This window comes from Plantactinospora veratri, from assembly GCF_036421995.1.
Lineage (GTDB): Bacteria > Actinomycetota > Actinomycetes > Mycobacteriales > Micromonosporaceae > Plantactinospora > Plantactinospora veratri.
On the sequence record NZ_JAZGQL010000016.1, the window covers coordinates 235,977 to 254,336 of the forward strand.

Annotated in this window: 18 protein-coding genes; 11 read left to right on the forward strand and 7 right to left on the reverse strand. The window is 72.2% G+C overall.

Going from position 1 to position 18,360, the window contains the following annotated elements; genetic code table 11:
• The first annotated feature begins 84 nt into the window (after positions 1-84).
• Together V1634_RS21795 and V1634_RS21800 are read left to right on the forward strand one after the other, a co-directional pair.
• Positions 85-1,119, forward strand: coding sequence for an SIS domain-containing protein (locus V1634_RS21795; RefSeq protein ID WP_331209762.1), 1,035 nt, complete (start codon positions 85-87; stop codon positions 1,117-1,119).
• A 108-nt stretch (positions 1,120-1,227) separates the two neighbouring features.
• On the forward strand, positions 1,228-2,829 hold the full coding sequence (locus V1634_RS21800) for a histidine kinase N-terminal domain-containing protein (RefSeq protein ID WP_331209730.1): 1,602 nt from the start codon (positions 1,228-1,230) through the stop codon (positions 2,827-2,829).
• 62 nt (positions 2,830-2,891) lie between these two features.
• On the opposite strand, the gene V1634_RS21805 is transcribed toward V1634_RS21800, so the two are convergent.
• Positions 2,892-4,310, reverse strand: coding sequence for a glycosyltransferase family 39 protein (locus V1634_RS21805; protein WP_407951825.1), 1,419 nt, complete (start codon positions 4,308-4,310; stop codon positions 2,892-2,894).
• Between the two features lie 418 nt (positions 4,311-4,728).
• Here V1634_RS21805 and V1634_RS21810 point away from each other — a divergent pair, with 418 nt between their 5' ends.
• The 4 genes from V1634_RS21810 to V1634_RS21825 are packed head-to-tail and all read left to right on the forward strand — an operon-like array spanning position 4,729 to position 8,240.
• On the forward strand, positions 4,729-6,465 hold the full coding sequence (locus V1634_RS21810) for a nitrite/sulfite reductase (RefSeq protein WP_331209731.1): 1,737 nt from the start codon (positions 4,729-4,731) through the stop codon (positions 6,463-6,465).
• On the forward strand, positions 6,462-6,638 hold the full coding sequence (locus tag V1634_RS21815; RefSeq protein ID WP_331209732.1) for a hypothetical protein: 177 nt from the start codon (positions 6,462-6,464) through the stop codon (positions 6,636-6,638). The genes V1634_RS21810 and V1634_RS21815 overlap by 4 nt, the downstream gene beginning before the upstream one ends.
• Before the next feature lie 52 nt (positions 6,639-6,690).
• Positions 6,691-7,452: a phosphoadenylyl-sulfate reductase gene (locus V1634_RS21820; RefSeq protein ID WP_331209733.1), complete on the forward strand. Its 762-nt coding sequence runs from the start codon at positions 6,691-6,693 to the stop codon at positions 7,450-7,452.
• Positions 7,434-8,240: a sirohydrochlorin chelatase gene (locus V1634_RS21825; RefSeq protein WP_407951822.1), complete on the forward strand. Its 807-nt coding sequence runs from the start codon at positions 7,434-7,436 to the stop codon at positions 8,238-8,240. The genes V1634_RS21820 and V1634_RS21825 overlap by 19 nt, the downstream gene beginning before the upstream one ends.
• A 351-nt stretch (positions 8,241-8,591) precedes the next feature.
• Here V1634_RS21825 and V1634_RS21830 read toward each other — a convergent pair whose 3' ends face one another.
• Complete coding sequence (locus V1634_RS21830) at positions 8,592-8,849, reverse strand: WhiB family transcriptional regulator (RefSeq protein ID WP_101371857.1); 258 nt, start codon at positions 8,847-8,849, stop codon at positions 8,592-8,594.
• A gap of 422 nt (positions 8,850-9,271) precedes the next feature.
• Positions 9,272-10,222, reverse strand: coding sequence for a diacylglycerol/lipid kinase family protein (locus V1634_RS21835; protein WP_331209734.1), 951 nt, complete (start codon positions 10,220-10,222; stop codon positions 9,272-9,274).
• 41 nt (positions 10,223-10,263) lie between these two features.
• On the opposite strand from V1634_RS21835, the gene V1634_RS21840 reads away from it, so the two are divergent.
• Positions 10,264-10,665 carry a hypothetical protein gene (locus V1634_RS21840; protein WP_331209735.1) on the forward strand — a complete coding sequence of 134 codons (402 nt, stop codon included), beginning with the start codon at positions 10,264-10,266 and terminating at the stop codon, positions 10,663-10,665.
• Between the two features lie 17 nt (positions 10,666-10,682).
• On the opposite strand, the gene V1634_RS21845 is transcribed toward V1634_RS21840, so the two are convergent.
• On the reverse strand, positions 10,683-11,090 hold the full coding sequence (locus V1634_RS21845) for an ATP-binding protein (RefSeq protein ID WP_331209736.1): 408 nt from the start codon (positions 11,088-11,090) through the stop codon (positions 10,683-10,685).
• A gap of 124 nt (positions 11,091-11,214) precedes the next feature.
• Complete coding sequence (gene sodN / locus V1634_RS21850; RefSeq protein ID WP_101369770.1) at positions 11,215-11,622, reverse strand: superoxide dismutase, Ni; 408 nt, start codon at positions 11,620-11,622, stop codon at positions 11,215-11,217.
• A gap of 170 nt (positions 11,623-11,792) precedes the next feature.
• On the opposite strand from sodN, the gene V1634_RS21855 reads away from it, so the two are divergent.
• The 4 genes from V1634_RS21855 (at position 11,793) to V1634_RS21870 (ending at position 16,185) form a co-directional block, all read left to right on the forward strand.
• On the forward strand, positions 11,793-12,068 hold the full coding sequence (locus tag V1634_RS21855; RefSeq protein ID WP_407951826.1) for a S24/S26 family peptidase: 276 nt from the start codon (positions 11,793-11,795) through the stop codon (positions 12,066-12,068).
• 147 nt (positions 12,069-12,215) lie between these two features.
• On the forward strand, positions 12,216-13,433 hold the full coding sequence (locus V1634_RS21860; protein ID WP_331209738.1) for an NAD(P)-dependent malic enzyme: 1,218 nt from the start codon (positions 12,216-12,218) through the stop codon (positions 13,431-13,433).
• 134 nt (positions 13,434-13,567) lie between these two features.
• A complete protein-coding gene (locus V1634_RS21865; RefSeq protein ID WP_331209739.1) occupies positions 13,568-14,530 on the forward strand; it encodes a zinc-binding dehydrogenase in 963 nt (320 codons plus the stop codon).
• A gap of 299 nt (positions 14,531-14,829) precedes the next feature.
• Entirely contained in the window at positions 14,830-16,185 is a 1,356-nt protein-coding gene (locus V1634_RS21870) for a right-handed parallel beta-helix repeat-containing protein (RefSeq protein ID WP_331209740.1), read from the forward strand.
• Between the two features lie 88 nt (positions 16,186-16,273).
• Here the strand turns inward: V1634_RS21870 and V1634_RS21875 are convergent, their stop codons facing one another.
• Both V1634_RS21875 and V1634_RS21880 read right to left on the reverse strand, forming a co-directional pair.
• Positions 16,274-17,266, reverse strand: a complete 993-nt coding sequence (locus V1634_RS21875) for an alpha/beta hydrolase family protein (protein ID WP_331209741.1) — start codon at positions 17,264-17,266, stop codon at positions 16,274-16,276.
• Positions 17,267-17,346: 80 nt separating this feature from the next.
• Complete coding sequence (locus V1634_RS21880; protein WP_331209742.1) at positions 17,347-18,288, reverse strand: alpha/beta hydrolase family protein; 942 nt, start codon at positions 18,286-18,288, stop codon at positions 17,347-17,349.
• Positions 18,289-18,360 lie beyond the last annotated feature (72 nt).

The window sequence follows — 18,360 nt, forward strand, 5'->3', positions numbered from 1 at the left end:
GACGCGTCAAATCGTGCAGAGTTGAGCATGGAACGCGCGGGAATCGCGCATGAGGAGGTCATCGTGGCGCAACCGGGAGCCGGCATGGCGGCGGACGTCGCCGAGCAGCCGGAGGGCTTCGCACGACTGCTGGAACCGGCCTCGACGGCCGCGATCGCCCAGGTCGCGGCGGTGATCGCAAAGCGCCGGCCGAAGCACGTGGTCTTCACCGCACGCGGCACCTCGGACCACGCCGCCCTCTACGCCGCGTACCTGACCGAGATCCGACTCGGCCTCCCCGCCGGGCTCGCCTCGCCGAGCACCATCACCCTCTTCGGGGCCCGACCCGACCTCTCCGAGGCGCTGGTCGTCGGGGTGAGCCAGAGCGGCGGCTCACCCGACCTGACCGAGGTGCTCCGGGTGGCCCGGGAATCCGGCGCGCTCACCCTGGCGGTGACCAACGCCCCCGACTCCCCGCTGACCAATGCCGCGGAACTCGCGATCGACGTGGCGGCCGGGCACGAGCGGGCGGTCGCCGCGACCAAGACGTACACCGCCGAACTGCTCGCCCTGCTGCTGCTGGTCGAGGGGATCCGGGCCGGGGACGGCGCGATCCCCGCCGAGGAACGGGCCGGGCTGGAGGCGCTGCCGGAGCTGGCCGCCCGTACCCTCGCCGACCCGACGCCGGGGCAGCTCGCCGCCCGCTACCGCTTCGCGGACCGGATGGTCACCACCGGCCGGGGGTACGCCTACCCGACCGCCCGGGAGGCGGCACTGAAGCTGATGGAGACCTCCTACCTCCCGGCGCTCGCCTTCTCCGGCGCCGACCTGCTGCACGGTCCGCTGGCGATGACCGATCCGGACGTACCCGTGCTGGCCGTCGTCGGTGCCGGCCCGGGCGGCACCGCCATGCGCGAGGTACTCGCCAAGGTCGGCGAGCGCGGCGCGGACCTGGTCGTCGTCGGACCGGCCGAGGTCGCCGGGGCCGCCGCCCGGCTGCCCGTACCCGAGGTGGACGAGCGGTACGCCCCACTGCTGGACATCCTGCCGGTGCAGCGGCTCGCCCTCGCCCTCGCGCTGGCCCGGGGAGAGGACCCGGACGCCCCGCGCGGCCTGCACAAGGTCACCTCGACACTCTGACCGCCCACCGGATGAGGTGTAAGGAGGGGGCCCTTCTACAACGGAATGCGATAAGAAGGGGCCCTTCCTTACACCTCACAGCGGGGCTGGTCGTGGCAGGCTTGCCCCGTGTCCACGCTGCGCGATCTCGCCGAGGAGCACACCGGCCTGCGTCCGGTCGACGTCGACCACCTGCACCGGGTGGCCGGTGACTGGCAACTCCTCTCCGACCTGTCCTTCGCGGACCTGCTGCTCTGGGTACCGGTCAGCGACACCGACGGCTTCGTCTGCGTCGCACAGGTACGCCCGACGACCGCGCCGACCGCGTACCAGGACGACCAGGTCGGCCGGATCGTCGGCGGTCCCGAGGTGGCGCACCTGGCGATCGCGTACAGCCAGGGCCGGATCTGGCGGGAGGGCGACCCGGTCTGGTACGGCGACACCCCGGCCCGGCACGAGGCGATCCCGGTCCGGCTGCGCTCCGGCGACGGCGAGGCGGGCGAGGTGATCGCCGTGGTGGGCCGGGACACCAACCTCTCCACCGCGCGCACCCCGAGCCAGCTCGAGCTGAACTACCTGACCACCGCCGACGACCTGGCCCAGATGCTCTCCGACGGGACGTTCCCGCCGGTACGCCACCCCGGCGAGACCACCACGGCACCCCGGGTCGGCGACGGGCTGGTCCGGCTGGACGCCAACGGCAAGGTCACCTACGCGAGCCCGAACGCGCAGTCCGCGTACCGGCGGCTCGGGTTCGCCTCGCACCTCGTCGGCGAGGACCTGGCGGCGCTGAACGGCCGGCTCGCCGCCGACCCGCTGGAGGGGACCGAGGCGGCGAACCGGGTGCTCGCCGCGCTGCGTGGTGAGGCGCCGCCGCGCCGGGAGATCGAGGCGCGCGGCGCGACCGTGCTGACCCGGGCCCTGCCGCTGATGCCCGCCGGGGTGCCGATCGGCGCGCTGGTGCTGGTCCGGGACATGACCGAGGTACGCCGCCGGGACCGCGCCCTGATCACCAAGGACGCCACCATCCGGGAGATCCACCACCGGGTGAAGAACAACCTGCAGACCGTCGCCGCGCTGCTCCGGCTCCAGGCCCGCCGGGTCGGCATCCCGGCCGCCCGGGCCGCGCTGGAGGAGTCGGTACGCCGGGTCGCCTCGATCGCCCTGGTGCACGAGACCCTCTCGATGTCCAGCGACGAGGCGGTCGAGTTCGACGGCATCGTGGACCGGGTGGCGGCGGCCGCCGCCGAGGTGGCCGCGACCGAGGTACCGGTGCGGATGCGCCGGCAGGGCAGCTTCGGGGTACTGCCGGCGGAGATCGCCACCTCGCTGGTGATCGTGCTGAACGAGCTGCTGCTCAACGCGGTCGAACACGCCTTCCCGGAGCAGGGCGAGAGCGGACCGGTGCCGCCGCCGGCCGAGGTGGCTGGTTCACCCGAGGTGGCTGATCCGGCCGAGGTGGCTGCTTCACCCGAGGCGGCTGGGCCGGCCGAACGGGCGGAGGTGGCCGAGGTGGTCGTCTCGGCGCACCGGTTCCGCAAGCAGCTGCACGTCACGGTCGCCGACAACGGCCGGGGCCTACCGGAGGACTTCGACGCCGACCAGGGCAGCCGGCTCGGCCTCCAGATCGTCCGCGCCCTCGCCACCGGCGAACTACGCGGCACCATCGAACTCCGCAACCGCCCCGACACCGGTACCGAGGCGCTGCTCGTGGTGCCGCTGTCCCGGTAGCCAGTTCCGGGGAACAGCGGCCTCAGTGGTCGACGGGGGCCGCTTACCGGGAAAGAGCCCTCTCAGGCCGGCCTGAGCAGGGTCACGGTGAGGCCGGGGACGGTCCAGGTCCGGGCGGGTCGGAAGCGGGTGCGCAGGTGGTCCGCGTGGCTCTCGGGAAGTTGGTTCAGGGGGTCGGGGTGGGTGCCCCAGGCCAGCAGCCAGAGCCGGTCGACCGTGCCTAGGCAGCGCTCGGGTTCGGGGCACTCGGTGGCCCAGAAGTCGGCCCGGCGGATCTGGCCCGCCACCAGCAGCACGTCCCGGGGGCGGTCGGCACCCAGGTAGTAGGCGGTGGCCAGGTCGAGGAACGCCCAGCCGTCCCGGGGCGCGTAGACGATGCCGTCGCCCGGTCGCTGGTGCGCGGCGATGACGCGCAGCGCCGCCGGGTAGTCGACCGGGGCGCTGCGGGGGGACTCGTGGGTGCGGCGCAGGGCGGCCTGGTCCGGTGCGCCGAGCAGGCCGGCGGCGAGCACGATCGCGAGTGCCGCGGGCAGCCGGGTCGGGGTGAACGTGGCGGCGGCCAGCAGGCAGGCGAACGGGACCACGAAGAGCAGATAACGGGGTACGAAGAGCGGGGTGAACTGCCCGGCGACGAAGAGCAGCAGCGCCGGGAGCAGTACGGTCAGGCCGACTACCACACCCGGGCGGCCCCGGGTGGCGACGCCGAGGGCGGCCAGCCCGAACAGCAGCCCGCCGACGATGCCGGCCTGGACCACGCTGCCGGGCAGCCCCAGCAGCGCCGCCGGGCCGGGCCGGCCGACCCAGTCGAGTTGCCGGCCCTGCTGGCTGTGCCCGAGCAGGGCCAGCGGCACCAGCAGCAGTCCGGGCACGGCCACGGCGACCAGCCACGGCAGGCGTACCCGATCGCGGCGCAGGAGCAGAACGGCGAACGCGTGCCCGGCGGCCAGGCTGACCGCGAACAGGTTGGCCAGGCCCAGCCCGGTGACCGCCGCCGCGTAGCCGGCCCAGCGCAGCGGCGTCGACCGGTCCAGTGCCCGGCACAGCAGCAGGGTGGCCAGTACCGCGAGCAGGGTGACCAGGGCGTACGGGCGGGCCTCCTGGCCGTACCGGGAGGTGCTCGGCAGGATCGCGAAGAGCAGCCCGCCGAGCAGCCCGGCCCGGCGGCCGAAGAGTCGCGTGCCGAGCACGGCGGTCAGCGCGGCGGCCCCGGCCATGGCGAGCGCGGAGGGCAGCCGCAGGGCGACGACGGAGTCCCCGGCGACCGCCAGCCAGCCGTGCAGCAGCAGGTAGTACGGGCCGCTGACCGCGTCGATCGTGCCGACCAGCCGGAGCAGGTCTGGCAGCGGGCGGGAGGCGGCGCTCCAGGTCGCCAGCTCGTCGCGCCAGAGCGGCGCGCGGTCGAGTTGGACGGCGGTGACGAGCAGGGTGGCCAGGCCCGGGCAGAGCCAGGTCGCCCGGCGGAACCAGTCCGGCAGGACGATCCGGCGCCGGGGTGGACCGGAACCGCAATCTATGGACGGTGAGGTGCTATCTGTCGCATTCGTTCCAATATTCGAAATCGTAGCGTGAAGCTGACCACAGCGGGTCCGCCAGGCGGGATCGGCGCTCGCGGCGGTGGTCCGGCCGAAACGGATATGGCAGCATGGCGGGTATGACCGCCGCCGTGCGCCGCTTCGCGAGGCCGGGATTCACCTCCCGCCGCCACGTGGACTACGGCCGCGTTCGCAGCGCGATCTGTCCGGCCCACTGACGCCGCCCGGACCTGTTCCGTCCCGGGCGTGCAGTGCGCCGGCTCTCCGACTCCGTCGTTCCTGACACCGGTCGTCTCCGGCCCGCCCCGGGCCGAGGCCGTCGCTCTGCGCGTCCACCGAGTCACACCGAACAACGGAGGACGCCGCGATGGCGGTCAGCGACACCCCGGCTCGGCTCGACGCCACCAGCGCACCGGCGGGCAGCAGCGCACGTGCGGCCCGACCGGCCCGCCGTCCGCGAGGCGAGGGGCAGTGGGCGCTCGGGCACCGTGAGCCGCTCAACCCCAACGAGCGGACCAAGAAGGACGACAACCCGCTGAACGTACGGGCCCGGATCGAGAACATCTACGCGCGTGGCGGCTTCGCCTCGATCGACCCACAGGACCTGCGTGGGCGGTTCCGCTGGTGGGGGCTCTACACCCAGCGCAAGGCCGGCATCGACGGCGGGCGGACGGCCGTGCTGGAGCCGCACGAACTCGAAGACGAGTACTTCATGCTCCGGGTCCGGATCGACGGCGGCCAGCTCAACCTGGACCAGCTCCGGACGATCGCCGACGTCTCCCAGACGTACGCCCGGGACACCGCCGACATCACCGACCGGCAGAACATCCAACTGCACTGGGTCCGGATCGAGGACATGCCGGAGATCTGGCGCCGGCTGGAGGCGGTCGGCTTGCAGACCACCGAGGCGTGCGGCGACTGCCCCCGGGTGGTGCTCGGCAGCCCGGTCGCCGGGATCGCCGAGGCCGAGCTGCTCGACCCGACCCCGGCACTGGACGAGATCGTCCGCCGGTACATCGGCGACCCGGCGTACTCCAACCTGCCGCGCAAGTTCAAGACGTCGATCTCCTGGCTGGCCGACACCCCGTACGAGGTCAACGACGTCGCCTTCCTCGGCGTCGAGCACCCCGAGCACGGCCCCGGCTTCGACCTCTGGGTCGGCGGCGGCCTGAGCACCAACCCGATGCTGGCGCAGCGGCTCGGCGTCTGGGTGCCGCTCGACGAGGTCCCGGAGGTCTGGGCCGGAGTGGTCGGGATCTTCCGCGACTACGGCTACCGCCGGCTGCGGCACCGGGCCCGACTCAAGTTCCTGGTCGCCGACTGGGGTGTGGCGAAGTTCCGTGAGGTGCTGGAGAAGGAATACCTGGGCCGCGGCATGCTCGACGGACCGGCTCCGGAGCTGCCGGAGAAGCCGATCGACCACATCGGGGTGCACCGGCAGCGGGACGGGCGACACTACGTCGGCGCCGCCCCGGTGGTCGGGCGCACCTCCGGCACCCAGCTCGCCGAGCTGGCCGACATCGCCGCCGAGCACGGCAGCGGCCGGGTCAGCCTCACCCCGTACCAGAAACTGCTGGTCCTGGACGTGCCGGCCGAGCGGACCGACTCGCTGGTCGCGGCGCTGCGCCGGATCGGCCTGGAGGCGTTCCCGTCGGTCTGGCGGCGCGACACGATGGCCTGCACCGGCCTCGAATACTGCAAGCTCGCCATCGTCGAGACGAAGGCCCGGGGTCAGGAACTCGTCGCCCGGCTGGAGGAGCGGCTCGCCGGGGCCGACCTCGGCGAGGGGCTGAGCATCCACCTCAACGGCTGCCCGAACGCCTGCGCCCGGACCCAGACCGCCGACATCGGCCTCAAGGGCCAGCTCGTGGTCGGGCCGGACGGGCGACAGGTCGAGGGCTTCCAGGTGCACCTCGGCGGCGCCCTCGGGATGGCACAGGGCCAGTCCGCCGGCTTCGGCCGCAAGCTGCGCGGCCTCAAGACCACCGCGGCGGAGCTTCCCGAGTACGTCGAGCGGCTCACCCGCCGCTATCTGGACGGCCGTACCGAGGGCGAGAGCTTCGCGAACTGGGTCGTGCGAGTCGACGAGGAGGAACTGCGATGAGTGGTGACACCCGAGCCGCACCTCTGTACTGCCCGTACTGCGGCGAGGAGGACCTGCGACCCAACGAGGCGTCGCACGGTGCCTGGGAGTGCCGGGCCTGCGCCCGGGTCTTCACGGTCAAGTTCACCGGCCTGCTCGCCACCGCAGTCGCGAACGAAGGAGAGCAGCGGTGAGCGCGAGGAGTGAGCTTGCGAGCCCCGCAGTCGCGAACGAAGGAGAGCGCCGATGAGTCCGGTTGTCGCGGCCAACCTCGGGTTGGTCACGCTCGGTCCGCAGGTGCCGGCCAGCCCCTCCCGGCGGGACCCGGCGCAGTTGCGGGCGCTGGCCGAGGAGGCGAACCGCGAACTGGAGGGGGCACCGGCCCAGGAGATCGTCCGCTGGGCGGCCGGCGAGTTCGGCGACCGGTTCTGCGTCACCAGCTCGATGGCGGACGCCGTACTCGCGCACGTGGTCTCCCGGGTGGTGCCCGGGGTGGACGTGGTCTTCCTGGACACCGGCCTGCACTTCCCGGAGACCCTTCGGGTACGCGACACCGTGGCCCGCACCCTGCCGGTCAACGTACGTTCCATCCGGCCCCGGCAGACGGTCGGCCAGCAGGACGGCGAGTACGGTCCCCGGCTCTTCTCCCGGGCGCCCGACGAGTGCTGCGCGCTGCGCAAGGTGGAGCCGCTGGAGCGGGCCCTGGCCGACTACGACGCCTGGGCGGCCGGGCTGCGCCGGGACGAGTCGCCGACCCGGGCCAACACCCCGGTGGTCGGCTTCGACCCGCGGCGCGGCAAGGTCAAGGTGAACCCGATCGCCGCCTGGTCGCAGGCTGACGTCGACGCCTACATCTCCCGGTGGAACGTGCCGGTCAACGAGCTGTTCCGGCAGGGCTACACCTCGATCGGCTGCTGGCCCTGCACCCGGCGTACCAAGGCGGGCGAGGACCCTCGGGCCGGCCGCTGGGCCATGTTCGAGAAGACCGAGTGCGGCCTGCACGTGTGACGGCAGGAGCCGCCGCAGCGCCGGTGGCCGGCCCCGAGCCGGCCCCGGTCGTGCTGGTGGCGCACGGCAGCGGCGATCCTCGGGCCGCCCGGGTGACCGAGGCGCTGGCCCGGGCGGTGGCGGCGGCCCGGCCCGGCCTGCCGGTCCGGGCCAGCTATCTCGACCACGGCCCGCCCCGGCCCGGTGCGGTACTGGCCGAGCTGGAGGCGGCCGGTCACCGGCGGGCGATACTGGTGCCGCTGCTGCTCACGGCCGCGTACCACGGCCGGGTCGACATTCCGCGTACCGTCGAGGCGGCCCGGGAGGCGGGGCTGCGGATTCCGGTACGCACCACCGAGGTGCTCGGCCCGACCGCGCAGGGGGTCGATCCACGACTCCTGGCCGGGCTGCTGCGCCGGCTGACCGAGGCCCTCGACCCGGTGCCTCTGGAGCGCATCGACGGCGTGGTGTTGGCTGCCGCCGGTACCCGGGACGCCGCCGCGCGGGAGACCGTCGAGCAGGTGGCCGAGGCGTTCCACCTCGAAACGGGCCTGCCGACCCGGGTCGGATACGCCTCGGCGGCTCCGCCGACGGCCGGTACGGCGGTCAGCGCGCTGCGCGAGGCCGGTGCCCGGCGGGTGGCGGTGGCGACCTATTTCCTGGCTCCGGGGCGGCTCTGCGAGACGGCCCTGGCGTCGGCCCGGGAGGCCGGCGCGGTAGCCGTGGCCGCCCCGCTGGGCGACGCTCCGGAACTGGTCCAGCTCGTGCTCGGGCGGGTGGCCGGGGTGTTGACCGGTGACTCTTGGTAGGCGTCCCCGCTGGTGGTGGCGAGCGTGGCGAATGGTGACGCAACGTGATCGCGCCTTGCTACCCACGGTAGTCTTCGGCCGCCGAGGCTCTCGGTGGCCGATTCGCGAGGTTCCGGTGGGGCTGCGGCCGGCGTTCACCGGCCCGCGAATCGCGGTCGGAATCCGCGGCCGTCGGGTGGAATCTTCTTCGGCTTCGGCGTCGGCGAATTGATCAGCAGAATGTTGTCGATCCACTATCCATCGTCACGACAACAGCAGAACGCGTTCTCAAAACAACGGAACGTGTTAGTGGTGAACGGCAGAACGCCCCGGGGAACGAGCCCCAGGGCGTCCGTTGCGTTGTGCGGTCGGTCAGGCGGAGTGAGCGCGCAGTACCCGAAGGCCGCCACGGCGCTTGACGGCGCGCCGTTCTTCCTCGCTCATTCCGCCCCAGACTCCGGCGTCCTGACCGGATTCGAGCGCCCACTTCAGGCACTCGTCGGTCACGGAGCAACGCCGGCAGACGGCCTTGGCCTGCTCGACCTGCAGGACGGCCGGACCGGACGTTCCGATCGGAAAGAACAGCTCCGGGTCTTCGTCGCGGCAGGCAGCATGGTGGCGCCAGTCCATGGCGGCAACACTCCTCAATCTGGGTGGGCGGCAGTGCTTCGTGGATCTTTTCTATATGCGTCCGCGGTGCCGATCACGACGGTCTGAAGCCCGTCGGTTCGGCAGCGCGAGAGCAGGCTTTGTGTTGTGGGACGTGCGGGGCGGCGGTCGTCGGGTCGAACGCGCCCACGCAATGTCCCGGTAACTCAAGTTCGCTTGTGAATACTTTCACGAACGCTCGCGATGTCAAGGGTAGCGCCCGGAAAAACTCTAGGCAGGTGAGACAGGTCACGGCCCATTTGTCCGGATTCCCACCCTCGTCGGCACCCGGTGCGCCACAGCCGAGAATCAATATAGTACAGTCCACCCGACATTGCTGGCATTTCCGGCACCGCCCTCGTCGCAGGCTTCAGAGGTTCGCTACCGGTCGCAGTACCCCAGGGTCAGCAGATTACTCGCAGTGCGGCCGGGACGGACGTGAATCGGACTTTGTTTCGCTCGCCGAGATAGTCGCCGTCCAGCTGGAACGCCTGGGGCTGCTCCGCGACCAGGGAAAACTCCTCCAGGTCGTGCAGCCGCAGAATCTGCCGGCCACGCGGATCCGGCCGTCGTGACAGGCTTTGCGTCACCATCCGTGTGGTGCTCGGTACCCGCAGTCGACGCAGCGCCAGGATGTCCAGACCCAGGTCGAACGAGGCGTCCGGGTTCGGATTGACCTCGCGGTCCCCGATGTACGTCCAGGGGGCGGTGTTCTGGATGACCACCGTCGCCAGCTCACCCTCAGTGATCTCGCCGGGCCGCTCCAGCCGGATCGTCGGGTGCCGCCGCTCGGCGCCGACCAGATACTGGCTGACGATCGAGCGCAGGTACAGGCTCGGGGTGGAGACCCGACCCCGCCGGCGGGCCCGCTCCACCCGGTGGATCACCGCCGCGTCCATGCCCAGGCCGGCGCAGAAGGTGAAGTACCGGTCGTCGGCGAGGCCGAGCCCGACGGTGCGGACCCGCCCCACCCGCAGCGCCTCCAGGATCAGGCTGGTCGCCTCCGGCCACTCCCTGGGCAGTCCCAGCGCCCGGGCGAAGACGTTGGTCGAACCACCCGGTACGGTCGCCAGCGCGGGCAGTTGCCCGGCCGGTGGCCGGTCGTCGGCGGTACGCGACGGTCCGGCGCTCATCAGGCCGTTGACCACCTCGTTGACGGTGCCGTCACCACCGAGCGTCACCACCAGGTCGACGCCCTGCCGGGCGGCCTCCCTGGCCAGGGTGACCGCGTGGCCGCGCCGCCGGGTGTACTCGACGGTGAGGTCCACCTCGCTGCGGAGCGCGCGGACGAGAACGTCGCGGCCCCGGCCCGTCGTGGTGGTGGCCTTGGGGTTGACCACCAGGATGGCCCGCATGGGCGGCACTGTACCGCGGCCGCCGGGGTATCGTGGCGGCCGTGACGAGCGACCCCGAACCGGTACCCGGCCCACTGCGCTGGGCGGTGTGGCTGCTGCGCGCCGAGGGGATCGGGCTGGCTCTGCTGACGCTCTTCCTGGTCTACGAGCTGTTCACCGCCACCGCGGCCGACCTGCTCTCCGCGCTCCTGGTCACCCTCTTCGCGGCCGGCGGAGCCGTGCTGCTCTGGGTGATCGGCACCGCGCTCAACCGGCGCCGGCCGGGTGCCCGGGCGCCGGCGATCGTGTTGCAGCTCATGCTGCTGCCGGTCGGCTACTTCATGATCCTGGGCGGGCTGGCCTGGCTGGGCGCGCCGTTGATCGCGCTCGGTCTGCTGGTCGTGGGACTGCTGATCAGCACCGGCACCAACCGGGCGCTCGGCTTCGACACCGAACGGGTCTGATCAGGACCTCCGAGGGCTCAGACCGCGGCGGCGCGTCGGGTCAGCAGCATGATGGTGGCCCGGTCACCGGTCGCGGTCGCCGAGGCGGAGGTGGTCAGCGCCGTCAGTACCTTCCAGGCGAACGACGACTCCGCCGGCAGCCGTGCCCCCCGGGCGGTGGGCACCGAGACCTCGACGGTGAGCGCGTCGTCGGTGACCGCGAAGCGGCAGTCCAACTCCGCGTCCCGGGTCGCGACGGCCAGCAGCATGGCGCAGGCCTCGTCGACGGCGATGCGCAGATCCTCGATCTCGTCGAGGGCGAAGTGCAGGCGTGCGGCGAGGCCGGCGGTCGCGGTCCGCAGCACGCCGAGGAAGCCACCGTCGGCGGGCACGGTGAGTAGGACGACGTCGTCGCCGGTCGTCGGCGGTGTGCTCAGCGAAGTCACCAGGCCTGTCCCCCCGTCTCGGACTCTACCGACCCGTCGCGCCGACGTGCCGACCGGATGCACGACCCGGCCGGCACATCGGCGTCGACGTCCCGCCGGCCGGTGACCGGCGGGGTGGCGGAGCTCACGCCTGCTTGGTCTCCCAGAAGATCTTCGCGATCTCGTCGATCTTCTGGAGCAGCTCGTCGGCCTTGGACCCGTCGGTCGTGGCCTTGGTGCCTCCGCCGCCACCCGCGAGCTTGGTGGCCTCGTTGAAGAGCTGGTGCAGCTGCGGGTACTTCTCGAAGTGCGGCGGCTTGAAGTAGTCGGTCCAGAGCACCCAGAGGTGGTGCTTGACCAGCTCGGAGCGCTGCTCCTTGATGATCAGCGCCCGGGTGCGGAACTCGGGGTCGGTGTTCGCCGCGTACTTCTCGTCGATCGCCTTAATCGACTCGGCCTCGATCCGGGCCTGCGCCGGGTCGTATACGCCGCAGGGCAGGTCGCAGTGGGCGTACGCGACAGTTCGTGGTGTAAGGATGCGTGGAAGCCGCATGGGACCCTCCAAGGCACGTCTGTGATGATCCAGGATGACAGTACTCCTGCGATATGTCCCCGAAGGGGCGGAGGTGAAACTGGGTGTCCACGGGCCCCTCCACCGGCCCTTCCGCGGCGGGTGGCCGAGCCGGTGCGCCGCTCTTCGCCGTGCTCGTGGTCGGGCCGTCGATGGTGCCGACCCTGCGGCACGGCGACGCGCTGCTGGTCCGGCGCGGCGGTCGGGCCGTCCGCGCCGGTGACGTGGTGGTCGGCGTCTTCCGCGGCCGGCCGGAACTGCTGGTGGTCAAGCGCGCGGTACGCCCCGCCGACGGCGGCTGGGAACTGCACGGCGACAACCCGCTGGTGACCGACGACTCCCGGGTCTACGGCGTGGCCGACGTCCTCGGCCGGGTGGTGGCCCGCTACTGGCCGCACCCGAAGTGGTTCCGTTACCGGTCGGTATGACCCTGCGGGGCAACCGGGTCCCCTTACGCCACTATGCTCTGTAGGCCATACCCGGGTGACCCCCGCACCGCTGCCGGTGATCGCCGATCTCGCGTCCAGCCGGCCGCCCCTCGAATGGAATGCATCGTCGCGATCCTTGGAGTCACCATGTCATCCGCCGCCGTGGACCCGTCCGATCCCGCCTTCGAGCTGCATCGGGGGGGCAAGCTGGCGGTCGCCTCGACCGTGCCGCTGGCCACGCGGGAGGACCTCTCCCTCGCGTACACCCCGGGGGTGGCCCGGGTCTGCGAGGCGATCGCGGCCGATCCCGCCCTCGCGGACGACTACACCTGGGTCTCGCGCACCGTCGCGGTGGTCACCGACGGCTCGGCCGTGCTGGGACTCGGCAACATCGGTCCGCGCGCGGCGATGCCGGTGATGGAGGGCAAGGCCGTCCTCTTCAAGCAGTTCGGCGGGGTGGACGCCGTACCGATCTGTCTGGACACCCAGGACGTCGACGAGATCGTCTCGGTGGTGACCGCGCTGGCGCCGTCGTTCGGCGGCATCAACCTGGAGGACATCAGCGCGCCCCGCTGCTTCGAGATCGAGCGCCGGCTCGACGAGGCGCTGCCGATCCCCGTCTTCCACGACGACCAGCACGGCACCGCCATCGTGGTGCTCGCCGCGCTGCGCAACGCCGCGACGCTGCTCAACCGCAAGCTCGGCGACCTGCGGGTGGTGGTCAGCGGCGCCGGTGCGGCCGGCGTCGCGGTGACCAAGATGCTGGTGGCCGGCGGGGTGAATCCGGCCGAGGTGGTGGTCTGCGACTCCCGGGGCATCCTGCACGGCGACCGGCCGGACCTGACCTCCTCGAAGACCGAGCTGGCCGAGCTGACCAACGCCGCCGGCCGGGTCGGCGGGATCACCGAGGCGCTGCGCGACGCCGACGTGCTGATCGGGGTCTCGGGTGGACAGATCCCCGAGGAGGCGGTGGCCGGGATGGCGCCCGGCGGTGCCGTCTTCGCCCTGGCCAACCCGACGCCCGAGGTGCATCCCGAGGTGGCGGCCCGGTACGCCGCCGTGGTGGCGACCGGCCGCAGCGACTATCCCAACCAGATCAACAACGTGCTCGCCTTCCCGGGCATCTTCCGGGGCGCGCTGGCGGCACGGGCGACCCGGATCACCGAGGGCATGAAGGTGGCGGCGGCGGACGCCATCGCGGCGGTGGAGGCGGCCTGGTCGGACGGAGCGGAGCGGAGCGGCGCCGAGGCCGGGCAGCTCCGGGTCGACGCCATCATGCCGTCGCCGCTCGACCCCCGGGTCGCACCGGCGGTGGCCGAAGCGGTGGCCGAGGCGGCCCGGCGCGACGGCGTCGCCCGCGCCTGACCGCTGTGGCCAGCCTCTGACCCTGCTGACCGGCGGCCGAGGCGGGTCGGCGGCCGAGGTGGTCGGCGGAGGGTCGGCGGCCGGGTGGTGCGCCGGTGGTTGGCGGAGGGCGGCCGCTCCCGGGCGGGTGTAACGTGTCGATCATGCGTGCCGCCTACGCCTCGAAGTTCGACGCCGACGACCCGCTCGCCGCGTTGGTCGTCGGGGATCGGCCCGAGCCGGCCCATCCGGAGTCGGACTGGGTGACGGTGGAGGTCCGGGCCAGCTCGCTCAACCATCACGACATCTGGTCGCTGCGCGGGGTCGGGCTGGCCGCCGACCGGCTGCCGATGATCCTCGGCTGTGACGCCGCGGGCGTCGACCCGGACGGCAACGAGGTCGTGCTGTATCCGGTGATCCCCGATCCGGGCGATCCCCGTGGGCTCTCGCTGCTCTCCGAGCGGCACCCCGGCACCCTCGCCGAGCGGGTCGCGGTGCCCCGCGCCAACCTGGTACCCAAGCCGTCCGGGCTCTCCTTCGCGGAGGCGGCCTGCCTGCCGACGGCCTGGCTGACCGCGTACCGGATGCTCACCACCCGGGGGCGGGTGGACGCCGGGGAGTCGGTGCTGGTGCAGGGGGCCGGCGGCGGCGTGGCGACCGCCGCCGTGATGCTCGCGGTGGCGCTCGGCAAGCGGGTGTACGCGACCAGCCGCGACCCGGGCAAGCGGGAGCGGGTCGCCGCGCTGGGTGCGACGGCGCTGGAGCCGGGAGCCCGGCTGCCGGAGCGGGTCGACGTGGTGATCGAGACGGTCGGGGCCGCGACCTTCGACCACTCGCTGAAGTCGGCCGCCCCGGGCGCCCGGATCGTCGTCTCCGGCGCCACCGCCGGGTACGAGCCGAGCGTGAACCTGCGTCGGGTCTTCGCGATGCAGTTGGAGATCCTCGGCTCGACCATGGGTACCCCGGCCGAGTTGGCCGAACTGCTCGGCCTGCTGGTGCGGCGGGGGATCCGGCCGGTGGTCGACGGGACGTACCCGTTCTCGGAGGTGCGTACGGCCTTCGCCCGGCTGCTCTCCGGCGAGGCATTCGGCAAGGTGGTACTGGACCACGGCGCGTAGCCGGAGCCGTCTTCGAACCGGGTCGGGGCCCGGCGCAGGGATGCTCACGGTCCGAACACGCGCGGTGACAGTATTTGTAAATCCGGACGTTTTGCCCGGAACCAAAACGGACAGCCGGGCAGGATAAGTCAGTCGCAATGCACCGGAAAGTCGGGGTAAAGGCTGACTTTAGGAAAAATAAAGGTTGGCTTTTCGCCATTTCCTTCGCGTCTCCGTCGGCTTGGGGTCGGCGGGTACAGTCGTCCCGTTCCGCCCCTCTGATCGCGGACGAATCTGTACGGCGAAGGAGTCGGATCTTGATGAGTTTCTCTGTGGCGGGTCAGCATAATCAGCAACGACCCCCATCTCGTCGTGCCCCTGGGCGCGGCTGGCGTACGCCCCGATCCCTGGTGGTGGGTTCGGCGACGCTCGGGATCATTCTCGCCGGGATCGGCGTGGCCGTCGCGAGCAGCAGCGACGGCTCGATGACCATTACCCGGAACGGGACGGTGCTCGACGGCCGCAAGATCGATGGGTACGTACACATCAAGGCGGACGACGTCACGATCAGGAACAGCACGATCAAGTACGGCGGAGCGCACGCCGTACGGATTTTCGAAGGCTTCTCCGGAGCGCTGATCGAGAACACCAGGATTCAGTGCACCGAGCCCGAAACCAATGGTCTCGTCTTCGGCAACTACACGGCCCGCAAGGTGCGCGTCTCCGGATGCAAGAACGGTTTCATGCACTCACCGGAGGCCCCCGCGACGATCATCATGTCGACCTGGAACGGTAAGCCGGTGGCCGCCGGTGACCTGCCCTCCGCCGCCTCACCGGAGCCGACCCCCGACCGCACCACTCCGGCCCCCGAGGACTCCCCGGACGGGGCGGACGGGAGCGCCTCGGCGACCGTGACCAGGGCACCGGCCAGCCGGGCACCCTCCTCGTTCCCCGGCCCCGACAACACCGGCGTGCCGCCCGGCACGACGCTGCGGGCCTCCGGCTCGATCAAGGTGACCCAGGACGGCCAGGTGCTCAGCGGACTGAACATCACCGGCTGCGTGACCGTCACCGCCAAGAACGTCGTGATCCGCAAATCCCGGATCACCTGCGACGGGATCTATTCGATTCGTACCATCGACGCGGTGAACCTGCTGGTGGAGGATGTCGAGATCAACGGCAGGGGAAAGAACTCCGCGGCGGTCTGCTGCGGCGAATACACGCTGCGCCGGGTCGACATCAGCAACGTCATCGACGGGCCCCGGCTCGGCAGCGACGTCGTGGTCGAGGATTCCTGGATTCACCATCTGACCCGGGGACCGGGCTCGCACAACGACACGCTCCAGACCACCGGCGCCTCGAATATCGTGGTCCGGGGCAACACGCTGGAGGCGTACAACCCGGTGACCAGAGACCCGTTCAACGCCTGTCTCATGATCGGATCGACCACCGGGCCGATCGTCTCGAACCTGGTCTTCGAGGGCAATTACTGCAACGGCGGCAACTATTCCATCGGAGTGCGCACAGACCTGAATGCGTCCAACATCCGGCTCAGTGGCAATGTGTTCGGGCGAAACCACAGATATGGCGTGATAGCCCGACCTGACCAGCGCGGCATCAGTTGGGACCGGGCGACCAACCTCTACGCGGACAACCGAAAGCCGGTGGTGGGTTAGTCCACCCCTCGCGGGCGCGGCCGGTCGGGCCAGGACCGGCCGCGCCCGGCCGTCCCGCCGGAGGCCGAGGGATGCCGGGCGAGCGGCCTCAGAGCCGGTTGTCGAGGGTCGCCAGCCCGCCCCGGGTCGCCTCGGCCGGCAGCCGGCGCAGCGCCCGGGCGTCGCCGTACAGGGTCCAGCGGAGGAACTCGACGGTCGTGCCGGCGACCACGTCGAGGGCGCGCTCGTCATCACCGAGCAGCGCGCCGACGTGGTCACCGTCCGGCAGCGTCAGCATCGCCCTCGGCCAGGGAACCCGGTCGTACGCCGCCCTGCCGGCCCGGTACGACACCACGTCGTCGCGCTCCCCGTGCACGAAGAGCTGAGGTGCGGCGGCCCCGCTGAACGCGGTGCCGACGCCGAGAGCGGTGCCGGCGAGCACGATGCCGGCGTCGAGCCGGGCGTCCCGTCCGGCCGTGAAGAGGCCGATCGTGGTGACCCCGCCCGCCGAGTGCCCGGCCGCCGCCACCCGGTCGACGGCGAGATGCCCGCGCAGCGGGTCGCCGGGCTCGCCGTCCAGGGCCAGCACCCGGGTCAGCACGTACGACGCGTCGGCCGGCTGGTTGACCACGTCGAGCACCTGGAGTTCGGAGGCGCCCCGGCTCGTGTACGGATAGGTCGGCGCCACCACCACGAAGCCCGCCGCCGCCCAGCGCACCAGCAGCGCCCGGTAGTCCGACGGCCGGCCGGTCAGGCCGTGGCTGAACAACACCACCGGAAACCGTCCGTCGGCGACCCGGGCGTTCCGGTCCGGGGAGCCGCCCGGCGCTCCCTCGGCCGGATACCAGACGGTGACCGGCAGCCGGCGGTCAGCACCCCGCCGGTAGCCCAGCTCCCGTACCCCGACCGCGAACCGGCGGCTCGGTGCCACCCCGGGCGGGGTCGGGTCGACGGATGCGGTAGCGCCCGGAGTCGGACTTCCCGCCGGAGCGGGCCGGTCGGCGACCGGGCGGCCGGGCCGGGAGCAGCCGGTCAGCGTCACCGCCAGCGCCGTGGTGACGGTCGCGACGGCGAGCGCGGCACGCAGGGGATGTCGGGGCATGACATCGATTCTGCCTCGCTGGCCGACCGGTCGGCCCGGGCTCGGTCGACCCCGGTACGCCCACTGACCACCGGGAACGCTCAGTCCAGACCGTCGGCGAAGACGGTGGTGCCGGGGTCGCCGGCACCGGCCGGAAGGTCACGCCGGGCCCGGGCGTCGCCGTAGAGCGTCCAGCGCAGGAACTCGGTCGTCGCGGCCAGGACCTGGGCGAAGCCGCGCCGGCCCGGGATGAGGTACTCGCCGTGCCCCTGGCCGCGTACCGTCAGGAAAGCCTTCGGCCAGGGCACCCGGCGGAAGGCGTCCCGGCCACGGGTCACCGGTACGACCCGGTCCGCGTCACCGTGCACGAAGAGCAGCGGTGCCGGCGGCCCGCCGAAGGTCCCTCCGGGCATTCCGGCGCCACCGATCACGATCCCGCCGCGCAGAAGCGCCGAGTGTCCCGGCGCGAAGAGTCCGGCGGTGGTGTAGCCACCGGCGGAGTGCCCGACCGCGCCGATCCGGGTCACCGCCAGATGCCCGGCGAACCGGTCGTCGGAAACCTGGTCCAGCCGGCTGAGGTGCTGGATCACCCGCCAGGCGTCACCGGGCTGGCGGCGGATGTCGCCCCGGTCGAAGCGGCGCGCCGCGCGCTTCGTGTGCGGATAGGCCGGCGCGGCGACGACGAAGCCGGCCGAGGCCCACCGGGTGGTCAGCGGGGCGTGCAGCTCCGGCAGGCTGTGCAGGCCGTGGCTGAAGAGCACGATCGGGAACCGGCCGGTCGCGACCGGGGCGTCCCGGCGGGGCGTGCCGGGCCCGGCGGCGGAACGCTGCGGCCGGTCGTCCCGGGCCGGGTACCAGATGGTGACCCGGAGCGGGCGGGCGGTGCCGCGACCGAGATCGAGCGTACGCACGCCGACCGCGTACGTCCGATCCGGGGCGGAACCGGGCGATGCTGCCGGAGCCGGAGCGGCGACCACCCACCCGCTGGCGGTGAGCGCGATGGGCAGTAGCAGGACGAAGAGCCCCGAGACCCTGGGGTTCACGCGCACAGCATCGACGCTAGACGGCGGAACGCCGTACGAGGCCAGCTTTCCGGTCCTCGTACGGCGACCACC